This is a genomic window from Sphingomonas sp. ABOLH, assembly GCF_003951715.1.
Classification (GTDB): Bacteria; Pseudomonadota; Alphaproteobacteria; order Sphingomonadales; family Sphingomonadaceae; genus Sphingomonas; species Sphingomonas hankookensis_A.
Map to the genome: position 1 here is coordinate 1 of NZ_QQWV01000069.1, position 10,884 is coordinate 10,884.

7 protein-coding genes and 1 tRNA gene are annotated in these 10,884 nt (G+C 67.9%); 2 read left to right on the top strand and 6 right to left on the bottom strand.

Features of this window, described 5'->3' with window-relative positions; genetic code table 11:
• Window positions 1-48 precede the first annotated feature (48 nt).
• Together CA237_RS18610 and CA237_RS18615 are read right to left on the bottom strand one after the other, a co-directional pair.
• Window positions 49-873 carry a hypothetical protein gene (locus CA237_RS18610; RefSeq protein ID WP_164523923.1) on the bottom strand — a complete coding sequence of 275 codons (825 nt, stop codon included), beginning with the start codon at window positions 871-873 and terminating at the stop codon, window positions 49-51.
• A gap of 236 nt (window positions 874-1,109) precedes the next feature.
• Window positions 1,110-1,184 (bottom strand) — tRNA-Gln (locus CA237_RS18615).
• Between the two features lie 136 nt (window positions 1,185-1,320).
• Here CA237_RS18615 and CA237_RS18620 point away from each other — a divergent pair.
• Window positions 1,321-1,800, top strand: a complete 480-nt coding sequence (locus CA237_RS18620) for a pyridoxamine 5'-phosphate oxidase family protein (RefSeq protein WP_066690172.1) — start codon at window positions 1,321-1,323, stop codon at window positions 1,798-1,800.
• A gap of 64 nt (window positions 1,801-1,864) precedes the next feature.
• Here the strand turns inward: CA237_RS18620 and phaZ are convergent, their stop codons facing one another.
• Complete coding sequence (phaZ, locus tag CA237_RS18625; protein ID WP_066690175.1) at window positions 1,865-3,097, bottom strand: polyhydroxyalkanoate depolymerase; 1,233 nt, start codon at window positions 3,095-3,097, stop codon at window positions 1,865-1,867.
• Window positions 3,098-3,313: 216 nt separating this feature from the next.
• Here phaZ and CA237_RS18630 point away from each other — a divergent pair, with 216 nt between their 5' ends.
• Window positions 3,314-5,092: an ABC transporter transmembrane domain-containing protein gene (locus CA237_RS18630; RefSeq protein WP_066690177.1), complete on the top strand. Its 1,779-nt coding sequence runs from the start codon at window positions 3,314-3,316 to the stop codon at window positions 5,090-5,092.
• A 282-nt stretch (window positions 5,093-5,374) separates the two neighbouring features.
• On the opposite strand, the gene CA237_RS18635 is transcribed toward CA237_RS18630, so the two are convergent.
• From CA237_RS18635 to CA237_RS18645, 3 genes are all read right to left on the bottom strand, one after another.
• Entirely contained in the window at window positions 5,375-6,643 is a 1,269-nt protein-coding gene (locus CA237_RS18635; protein WP_066690179.1) for a methyl-accepting chemotaxis protein, read from the bottom strand.
• A 97-nt stretch (window positions 6,644-6,740) separates the two neighbouring features.
• Complete coding sequence (locus CA237_RS18640) at window positions 6,741-8,240, bottom strand: DUF389 domain-containing protein (protein ID WP_066690181.1); 1,500 nt, start codon at window positions 8,238-8,240, stop codon at window positions 6,741-6,743.
• Complete coding sequence (locus CA237_RS18645) at window positions 8,237-10,612, bottom strand: VacB/RNase II family 3'-5' exoribonuclease (protein ID WP_241215555.1); 2,376 nt, start codon at window positions 10,610-10,612, stop codon at window positions 8,237-8,239. Before CA237_RS18645 ends, CA237_RS18640 begins: the two co-directional genes overlap by 4 nt.
• Window positions 10,613-10,884 lie beyond the last annotated feature (272 nt).

The window sequence follows — 10,884 nt, forward strand, 5'->3', positions numbered from 1 at the left end:
TCGGGCTACGCCCGCCCTACGCCGCAACCAGCGCGAACGGTGCACCCGTCATACCCGTAACGCTGCTCGACGAAGGGGGTCCCTTTTGGACGCCGATAGGGGGTCCTTTTTGGACGCCGATTGACACAGGCGCGCCGCTGACAGGAATTGCGTCCGGGTCTTCGCGGTCCAGCGCGCCTTCCGCCTCGCGTCACCAACGATCTTGGGATTGTCGGCGATGAAGCGTTCCGCCGCTTGGGTCGGCGTCATCGATGCCCATGGCTCGGCGACCTGGGACTCCGGCGGCGGCGCCGTGGTAGCAACGGCCGCGGGTACAGCGGCAACCGCAGCGAAGGGCATCGGCCCAGACGCGGCGCGATCGTCGATCATGCCAGTCCACATCGTTGCGGGATCGACCAGTCGCCGCCGATATTCGAGAGCGGCGGCGAGCCGTCCTTCGAGATTGACCTTCCGGGCAATGTCGAGATTGTCGGCGGTTTCGCATACGCCTGACGCGCGAAGGTCACACGCGGCCTTGTCGAGGGACCGGTCACGCCAGTCTGGTCGATCGGCAAAGAAGTCGATCAGTGTCTCCTTCTGGTCGTCCGTCAGGCTTGGAAATCGCGCCTCGACATGCTCGCGACTACCGACGTTCGTTGGGACGCCATTCACGACGAAATCCCGGAGCATTGCTTCGTAGATGCCGACGAGGCCCTCGATCAAAAAGGTGGCGTTCGGATCAGTACGCTGGAATCCGACGTGGACCAACTCGAGATGGTCGCGCATCTCCTCCATCGCCCTACGGAAGATCCCGGCCTTTTGGGTCGTTGTCAGGCTTGCGGCTCCGCCGTCCTGGCCCAAGGTCATTTTCAAAGTCTCGCTCTTCGCGGTCATCGCGCACCCCATGCTGCGCGCCACCGCCTGGGCGGTAGTTCGGAGGCTGAGGCGTAGGGTGAAAGGCTTACCAACCTGAAAACGGACGGTACGGCGCCAGTAATAGACGGCGCCTCTGCGCTCGACATTTTGAATTGCAGGCACGGCATCTCCACATGGAGCCGTCACACCCACCGGCCCAATCCAGTGGCTGAGACCAATTTTCTGCCGCTAAAACAATAACTTAGATGGCAAATTGGCTGGGGCGGCAGGATTCGAACCTACGAATGCCGGTACCAAAAACCGGTGCCTTACCGCTTGGCGACGCCCCAGCGACCGCGCGTTGCGCGGTGGGGAGGCACTAGGGAAGTCCGGCGCGTTGCGCAATGGGATTTGCATGCGCCGTCTTCGCGGGAAACCTGTGCGTTCTGGGTCGTTGTCGGGTCACCTACCCAGGAAGGAAAATCCATGTCGAACAAGAGCCCCGCCGAAATCCGCGACGCCATGTGGAAGGCGATGGCGGCCAGCCCCTATGTCATGCTGGGCCTGACCGGCAAGCACCAGCATGCCGAACCGATGTACGCCGTGCTGGACGAGGACGCGCACAGCGAATTCTGGTTCTATACCAAGCGCGACAACCGTGCAGCCGAGGGCGGTCCGGCGATGGTGCAGTTCGTCGCCAAGGGGCACGACCTGTTCGCCTGCATCGCAGGCACGCTGACCGAGGAAAGCGATCCGGCCATCATCGACAAATATTGGTCGAAGCAGGTCGAGGCTTGGTACGAACAGGGCCGGCAGGACCCGTCGCTGCTGATGCTGCGCTTCGACCTCGACGATGCCGAGGTGTGGGAAACCGACCAGTCGCTGCTCGGCAAGCTGAAGATGTTCACCGGCCAGACGATCAAGGGCGGGGACGAAGCCGGCAGCCACGCCGTCGTCGACGTCTGAATGGACGAAGGGCGGGGGTCTTGCAGCCCCCGCCCTTCCCGTTCCTTGTACCCGAACTAACGGATCAGCCGTCGTGGCGGGCGATCCATTCCTCCAGCACCGGCGCGATGCGGTTGCGCCATTTCGATCCGTTGAAGATACCGTAATGGCCGACCTCGGGCGCCATATGGTACTGCTTCATGTCGTCGGGCAGCGCGGTCGCCAGCGTCAGCGCGGCGCGGGTCTGGCCCAATCCCGAAATATCGTCGCGCTCGCCCTCGATCGCGAGGATCGCGGTGTCGGTGATCGCGCCCGGATCGACCGGCCGCCCGCGATGCTTCATCGTTCCTTCGGGCAGGGCATGGGTCTGGAACACCAGGTCGATCGTCTGGAGATAGAATTCGGCGGTCATGTCGCACACCGCGCGATATTCGTCATAGAAACGCTGGGTCGCGCCCGCGCCTTCGCCATCACCCTGCACCAGATGCTTGAACATCTCCCAGTGCGAGATCATGTGGCTGCCCAGGTTCATGCTCATGAAGCCGGCCAGCTGCAGGAAGCCCGGATAGACGCGGCGACCGGCACCGGGATAAGTCATCGGCACGGTCGCGATGACATTCTGTTCGAACCACGCGTGCGGCCGTTCGGTCGCCAGAATGTTGACCGCGGTCGGCGCCTGCCGCGTGTCGATCGGCCCGCCCATCATGGTCAGCGTGCGCGGCCGGTTGGGATGCTCGTCCGCCCCCATCAGCGCGGTCGCGGCATAGACCGGGACCGAGGGCTGGCACACCGCCAGCACATGCGCGCGGGCATCGCCCGTCTCGCCGATCTTTTCGAGGAAGGCGATGACATAGTCGATATAGTCGTCGAGGTCGAAGCTGCCGTCGCCGACCGGCACCAGCTTCGCATCGCGCCAGTCGGTGATGTAGACATCGGCGAAGGGGAGCATGCGTTCGACCGTGCCGCGCAGCAGCGTCGCATAATGGCCGCTCATCGGCGCGACGATCAGCAGCTTGGGGCTGCCCTCCACCCCTTCGCGGACGAAGCGCTTGAGCTGCCCGAACGGGCGGCGCAGCACGATCTCCTCGCGCACCGCCACCGGCTTGCTGTCGATCGTCGTGGTGGTGAGGCCGAAGGCCGGCTTGCCGCGCGGCGCGGCGGCATGGGCGAACACCTGCAACGCCGATCCCAGCACCGGGCCACCACCGAAATAGGCGAACGGATTGCTGGGGTTCTGCAACAGCCCCGCGCTGAAATTCGCCATCGCGCTGGCCCCGGCCAGCAGCGAGCGTTGCCATTCATAAGCGTCGTACAACATGGGCATCCCCGGACCTTCTCTGACGGGGACTACCCGTACCAGTGAAAATATAGCGATTCGTTGCCATCGGCAACGCTTCGAACGTCGCACGCCAAATCTGTCCCTGCGCTGAAAGCGCATGCGTGGACACATCATCGCGTCCCTTCGATACGTTGAAGCAATGACGGGGTCGGAGGTTCCCTTTGCGGTCGCCCGCCCCAGGCGCTAGGCAGCGCCATGGCCGACACGCCCCCTGCCCCCGATCGTGCGAAGATGCTGCCGGCGCTCCGGCTGATCTGGCGCTTCACCATCCGCTACAAGCTGCAACTGGTCGGCGCGCTGGTGTCGCTGGTCACCGCCGCGGTCGCGACATTGTGGATCCCGCGCACCTTTCAGAAGGTGGTCGACAACGGCTTTGCCGAAGGGGCGAGCGTCAGCGAGATCGGCGTCTATTTCGAAGGGCTGCTGGGCGTCGTCGTCGTGCTGGCGATCGCGACCGCCGGGCGGTTCTATTTCGTGTCGTGGCTGGGCGAACGGACCGTCGCCGATCTGCGGCTGGCGGTGCATCGCAACCTGCTGACACTGTCGCCCGGCTGGTTCGAGGAAAACCGCCCGTCCGAGATCGCGTCGCGCCTGACCGCCGACACCGCGATCGTCGAGGGGATCGTCAGCACCACCGTATCGGTCGCGCTGCGCAACCTGCTGGTCGGCGTCGGCGGGGTCATCTATCTCTTCAGCCTGCAACCCAAGCTGACGCTCTACCTGATCGTCGGCATCCCGGTGATCGTGCTGCCGATCATGTGGCTGGGCGGGCGGGTGCGCAAATTGTCGCGCAGCAGCCAGGACCGGATCGCCGACATCGGGACGGTCGCGTCGGAGACGCTGGGCGCGATGAAGATCGTGCAGGCGTTCGGGCAGGAACGCCGCGAGAGCGAACGCTTCGCCGATGCGGTTGATCGCGGCTTCGCCACCGCCAAGAAACGGTTCGCGACGCGGGCGATCATGACCGCCTTCGTCATCGGCATGTTGTTCGCCGCGATCACCCTCATCATGTGGGATGCGGTCAGCGACGTCGCGGCGGGGCGGACGACCGGCGGCGCGATCACCGCCTTCGTGCTGACCGCTGCGCTGGTGACCGGGTCGTTCGGCGCGCTGACCGAAGTCTATGGCGATTTGCTGCGTGCATCGGGTGCCGCCGGGCGGCTGGCCGACCTGTTGGCGCAACGCCCGGTCATCGCCGCGCCGGCCAATCCGGTCGCGCTGCCCGAACCGGCGCGCGGCGCGGTGGCGTTCGCAGGCGTCACCTTCCATTATCCGACCCGCCCGGAAGTCGCCGCGCTGACCGATTTCACGCTCGACGTGACGCCGGGGGAGACGGTGGCGGTGGTGGGCCCGTCGGGTGCCGGCAAGTCGACGCTGTTCCAGCTGATCCAACGCTTCTACGATCCAGAAGCCGGCCGCGTCGCGGTCGATGGCGTCGATGTTCGCGATGCAGATCCGGCGGCGGTGCGCGCGCGGATCGCGATGGTCCCGCAGGAAACCGTGATCTTCGCCGCCTCCGCCCGCGACAATCTGCGCTACGGCCGCTGGGATGCGAGCGACGAACAGCTCTGGGCCGCCGCCGATGCCGCCAATGCCAGTGCGTTTCTGCGCGACTTGCCCGACGGTCTCGACACCTATCTGGGCGAAGGCGGGGCACGGCTGTCGGGGGGCCAGCGGCAGCGGGTGGCGATCGCCCGCGCGCTGCTGCGCGACGCGCCGATCCTGTTGCTGGACGAAGCGACCTCGGCGCTCGATGCCGAGAGCGAGCGGCTGGTGCAGGATGCGCTCGACCGGCTGATGGCGAACCGGACGACCCTCGTCATCGCGCACCGGCTGGCGACGGTACGCGCGGCGTCGCGGATCATCGTGATGGATCAGGGTCGGATCGTCGAGAGCGGCCGACATGGCGAGTTGATCGCGCAAGGCGGGCTGTATGCGCGGTTGGCGAATCTGCAGTTTCAAGAGGCAGGGTGAGGGTAAGGTAGCGGCGCTACGCTCCTCTTCATCACCCCGGACTTGATCCGGGGTCCCGCTTCTTCCCGACCGCCGGAAATAAGGCGGAACCCCGGATCGAGTCCGGGCTGACGGCCGGGTTGGAGCGCTGCATTCCCACCTCAACCGTTCGGTTCGAGCAGCTTCGAGCTTGTCGAGAAGCGTCCGTCGAGAACCCTGAGTTTGGGGCAACCCCTTCTCGACTTCGGTTCTCGACAGGCTCGAACCTGCGCTCGAAGCAAACGGGAGAGGAGGGTAGCCCCCTCACGCCACCGCCGACACCAATTCGCTCGCCCGCCCCTGCAACTGCCGGCTGAGCCCCGACAGTCCCTCCACCAGCCGCGTGAGCATGCCCGCCCGGTCGCCGATGCCGTCCGCCGCCGCGGCGATCGCCCCGGCCCTGGCGTCGATGTCGGCGCCCGCCCCGCGCGCTTCCTCGACCCGTTCGGCGATCGCCTGGGTGGTCCTGCGCTCGGCGGCGACGGCCGTGCCGATGGTCGTGGTGATCTGGCCGATCGCCGCGATGGCGCTCTGCACCGCCGCCTGCCCCTGCCCCACGTCACCCAGCAGCAGGTGGACCGCATCCACCCGGCGTGCGATATCGCCCGCCGCCGCTTCGGTCTGACGCGCCAGCGACTTCACCTCGCCCGCGACGACCGCGAAGCCCGTGCCGGCCGCCCCGGCGCGCGCCGCCTCGATCCCGGCATTCAGCGCCAGCAGGTTGGTCTGCTTGGCAAGGCCGCGGATCAGCGCCAGCATTTCCTCGATCGTGGTCGCCACGTCGGACAGCGATCGGACCTGCGTGCCGGTGCGCTCGACCGCCGCGCTCGCCTGTTCGCGCAGGCGCAGCGCCTCGCCCGCGTCGCGGGTAATGCGTTCGATAGACTGGGCCAGCGCCCGGCCGCGCTGTTCGATATCGACCATGCCGACCGCCGTCTGGTGCGCGGCGGCGGCGACCGATGCGGCGCTGCCATGGGTCGTGGTGGCACGCTGGTCCAGCTCGGCGGCGACCCGGCCGATCGCGCTGCAGGCGGTGCCGATATCGTTCGCCAGCGCCTTGATCCCCGCCTCGAACGCATTGGCGGCGGCATGGACCCGCTGCGACCGCGCCTGCGCCAGCGCCGATGCGTCGCCATGCCAGCGGCTGGCCATGCGCAACAGCTGTTCGGGATCGAGCAGCGCGAGGAACGTCCCGTGCTGCACCAGCACGACGCCCCGGTCGCTGTGCATCGCCAGCAGATCGGGCAGCGGCGTGTCGTGATCGGTGACGGTCGCCGGGCGGATCAGCTGCGCGATGGCATCGCCGAAACTGGGGTTGCGCAGCAGGGCATGGCCGAACGGGTTGAACAGCAGTTCGCGCACATCCAGCTCGCGCAGCACCCCCACCGGCTGCCGCCGTTCGTCGAGCACCGCCAGCAGGCGCAGGTCATGATGGCGCCGGAACCGGTCGACGACCTGCGTCAGGGTCGCGTCATGACCGATCGTCAGATGATCGGCCATCAAAGCCGGGTCGAGGCGGGTATGCTGAACCATTGCCTGGCAAGCGATAGGTGCGCCCGGTGAATCAGGCGCTAACCGGGCGTGACAGCGAGATGACAATGATCGTTTTCCTGGAAGAAACCACCGCCGGTCATTCGCTCGCGACCGGTTCCCATGCCAGCGACAATGCTCCGGCCGGCGCGCCCGCCACCGCCCGGCCACCGCGCGCGCCGATCCCGGCGACCAGCGCGTCGCGCTGCGCGGTCGTGCCGCCGCTGACGACGATCCCCCGGTTCAACCGCGCCGACAGCCATGCCGCGTCGTCCAGCGCGCGGGCATCGGCCACGCCGGCCTGATAGGCGATCGGCGGCGGCGCATCGCCGGCGATCGGTGGCACGACCTCGACCTGCCAACCCGGCGCGGCGGCGCGGGCGCGCGCCTCGATCGCGCGATAGCCGCGCGGCGGCAAACCCGGCAGCTCTGCGGCGACCGCGCGGACGCTGCGGCCGGCGTCATCGACCTGCATCGCATCGACCGCCGCACCGGTGACCAGCGCCACCTGCGCCATGATCCGGTCGCGCACCGGGCCGAAGGTCGCGCCGGCACGTTCGTTGACCTTGGCGATCTGCGCCGCCTCGGTCGCCTGCTGGTCCATCGAGCTGCGGATCTGGTCGACATGCAGGTCGAGCCGCCGGTCCAGCCGCTGCCCCAGTTGCGCGGCGAGCGCGCCATCGGCCTGCGGGTCGAGCTTCGGCGTCAGCACCACCGCACGCACCCGCACAGCGCTCCGGTCATAGGTGATTTCGAGCTGGCTGAGCCGCGCTTCGCCCGGAAAGCGCGACAGGATCGCGCTGCGCACCTGTCGCTGCGCGACCGACTCGAACGCGATCTGGCGCAACGCCGCGACCAGCGGCACCGACAGCGCCAGCATCGCGCCGACGAACAGCACGATCTGGAACGTGGTGTTGCGCGGCGTCAGGTGCCGGCCAAAGCCGTAGATCCGCGCCATCGCGGCGGCGGTCAGCGCGATGGTGATGAGGTTGGTGAAGAACAGCAGCAGCGCCCCGCCCGCCACCGTCGCATTATCGGTCGCGATGCCGAAGCCGACGACGCACAAAGGCGGCATCAGCGCGATGGCGATCGCGACCCCGACCACCGTCGCCCCACGCCCGCGGATCAATGCATAGGCACCGGCGATGGCCGACAGGAACGCGACGAGCAGGTCGAACAGCGTCGGCCGCGTCCGCCCGGCAATCTCGGTCGTGATCGTCTGGATCGGCGACAGCGCGACCAGCAGCGCCGACAGCCCGACCGCCAGCCCCGCCCCGATCGCCAGCGCGATCAGCGACTTGCGGATGTCGGGCACGTCGAGCACCGCGATACCGAAGCCGAGGCCAATGATCGGCATCATCAGCGGCGAGATCAGCATCGCGCCGATCAGCACCGCGACCGACGGCATCAACAGCCCCAGCAGCGACAGCGCCATCGACAGCACGATCATCAACCCATAGCGCGGCGACCAGCCCGCCTCCTCGGCCACCTGGCGCAGCACCGCATCGTGATCGACCGATCCGATGACGTTGATCCGCCACCAGCGGCGGAACCGGCCGCGACGGTTGCGCGCCGGGACGTCCTGCACCGCGACGTTCATCGCTTGCGGCCCTGATGGCGGATATTGGCCGGACGCCCGCGGCGTTTCAACATGCGCTGCGGCGGTCCCTTGCGCCGGTCGCTCCCCGCCGACCCCTTGCCATCGGGCAGTTCGAAGCGCAGCGCACCCGATACCGGATTGGCCTCAGCCAGCCGCAGTTGCAGCCGCTGTCCGGCGGCGAAGGTCTCGCCGCTCTGGTCGCCGATCAGCGATTGCGAGCTTTCGTCGAACCGGAAATATTCGGTGCCCAGGTCGCGCGCGGGGACCAGGCCGTCGCCGCCCACCCCCTCGACCGTGGCGAAGAAGCCGAAGCTGGCGACGCCGGTGATCCGCGCCTCCATCACCGTGCCGACATGTTCGGCGAGGTACGCGGCGACATAACGGTCGACGGTCTCGCGCTCCGCCTCCATCGCGCGGCGCTCGAGGCCGCTGATCGCCTCGCCCACCCGTTCCATGTTCGCGGCGTCGTCGGCGGGCAGCGCCCCTTCGCCCAGGCCATAGCTGCCGACCAGCGAGCGATGGACGATCAGATCGGCATAGCGGCGGATCGGCGACGTGAAGTGGGCATAGCTGCCGAGACCAAGCCCGAAATGGCCATGATTCTGCGGACCGTAGAACGCCTGCGTCTGGGTGCGGAGAATCTGCTCCATCACCTGCGGTCGGAAATCGGCCTCGCCGATCCGGTCGAGGACATGGTTGAACGTCGCGGGGCGGATCACCTGCCCCAGCGCGAACGGCACGTCGAAGGTTTCGAGATAGTCCTTCAGCGCCACCAGCTTCTCGCGCGTCGGCGGTTCGTGGACGCGGTACATGACCGGCGCCTTCTTCGCCTCCAGCGCCTTGGCCGCCGCGACATTGGCGGCGATCATGTAATCCTCGATCAGCCGCATCGAATCGAGCCGTTCGCGCGGGGCGACCGAGAGGATGCGGCCCTTCTCGTCCAGCACGATGCGCCGTTCGGGCAGGTCGAGGTCGAGCGGCTCGCGCTTCGCCCGTGCCTTCGCCAGCGCCGCCCAGCACGCCCAGAGCGGTTTCAGCGCGTTCTCGACCAGTTCGGCCGGCACCGGGGCGTCCGCCGCGCCGTCGATCGCGGCCTGCGCATGTTCATAGGCGATGTTGGCGGCAACCCGGATCACCGCGCGGGTGAAGCGCCATTTCCTGAGCGTCCCGTCCTTCGCGATGGTCAGGTGGCAGACCAGCGCCGCACGGTCCTGTCCGGCCTTCAGCGAACAGACGTCGGCCGACAGGATTTCGGGCAGCATCGGCACGACCCGGTCGGGGAAATAGACGCTGTTGCCACGCGAGCGCGCCGACTTGTCGAGTTCGGAGCCGGGGCGGACATAGAAGGATACGTCGGCAATGGCGACGATCGCCTGCCAGCCGCCTGCATTGTCTTCGCTGTCGTCGGCCTTCGCCCAGACCGCATCGTCATGGTCGCGCGCGTCGATCGGATCGATCGCGACGATGGGAAGGTGACGCAGGTCTTCGCGGCCCGAAATCCTTCCCGCTTCGCGGGGAGGGGGACCAGCCACAGGCTGGTGGAGGGGGGTGTCCGCATCCGCCCCCGCTGCATCCTGCGGCGCGCGCCCTTCACCGTCCTGCGGACGGTCCCCCTCCCCGCGGGGCGGGGAGGATTTGATCGGATATCCCGCTACCTTCCGCGCCTCCGCCAGCACCTCCTCCGAAAAGACGTCGGGAATGCCGTGCTTGTGGATCGCAATCAGCGAGAAGCTGCGCGCCTCGAACGGATCGCCCAGCCGTTCGACGACCCGCGCGGTGATGCGCGGCGGGCGGCCGGCCATCGCCGCCAGCACCAGATCGCCGGGCGCCGCACCGCCGGCGTCGGACACCGGCACCTCACGGCGTTCCTTCTTGTCGACGCCCTGCAGCCATAGCTTGTCGCCCTCGGCGCGCAGCACGCCCAGCACCGCTTCGGCCGCGCGGTCGAGCTTCTTCATCGGGTAGGCGGCCCAGCCGTTCCCGGCTTCCTCCGTCCGCGCCAGGATGCGGTCGCCGATGCCCAGTGCGCTGCGCCGGCCGCGCTCACGCACGCGGACGCGCGGCGGAGGCGTCTCCGCCTCCCAGCGTTCGGGCACCGCCCAGAGATTGCCGCCGTCATCGACATCGGCGACGCGCAGCACCGTCACCTTGGGCAGGCCGCCCATCTTGTGAAAGGCGCGGCCGGGCGCGCTGTCGATCAGCCCCTCGTCGGCCATGTCCTTGAGCAGCGCCTTCAACGAAATCTTCTGCTGCGCCGACAGGCCGAAGGCGCGCGCGATCTCGCGCTTGCCCGCCGGGGTATCCGACGTCTGGATGAAATCGATAATCTGCTCACGCGTGGGCAGGCCGGGCGGCGTTTTGGTGCGTACCATCGGCCATGACATAGAGTGCCCTGCCCGTCAGACCAATGGCGTATCGTCAGGGAGCCGATCCGCCGCCTGCCCGTTGGGGGTCAATCCACCCGGAATGGAGACGACCATGGGCATTTTCGAACGCATCAAGACGCAGATCTTCGGCAAGGACGGCGGCCCGTTCGGCGACAATTATTTCGGGCAGAAGAAGGACGCCCCCGCGCCGCAGCCGACGCCAGCACCCGCCCCCGCGCAGCACGCCCCGGCACCCGCCGCACCCGCTCCCGCTGCAG

Excerpts from the sequence above, each read along its gene's own strand:
- CA237_RS18610 (WP_164523923.1), bottom strand. The coding sequence starts at position 873 with ATGACCGCGAAGAGCGAGACTTTGAAAATGACCTTGGGCCAGGACGGC.
- CA237_RS18620 (WP_066690172.1), top strand. The coding sequence starts at position 1,321 with ATGTCGAACAAGAGCCCCGCCGAAATCCGCGACGCCATGTGGAAGGCG.
- phaZ (WP_066690175.1), bottom strand. The coding sequence starts at position 3,097 with ATGTTGTACGACGCTTATGAATGGCAACGCTCGCTGCTGGCCGGGGCC.
- CA237_RS18630 (WP_066690177.1), top strand. The coding sequence starts at position 3,314 with ATGGCCGACACGCCCCCTGCCCCCGATCGTGCGAAGATGCTGCCGGCG.
- CA237_RS18635 (WP_066690179.1), bottom strand. The coding sequence starts at position 6,643 with ATGGTTCAGCATACCCGCCTCGACCCGGCTTTGATGGCCGATCATCTG.
- CA237_RS18640 (WP_066690181.1), bottom strand. The coding sequence starts at position 8,240 with ATGAACGTCGCGGTGCAGGACGTCCCGGCGCGCAACCGTCGCGGCCGG.
- CA237_RS18645 (WP_241215555.1), bottom strand. The coding sequence starts at position 10,612 with ATGGTACGCACCAAAACGCCGCCCGGCCTGCCCACGCGTGAGCAGATT.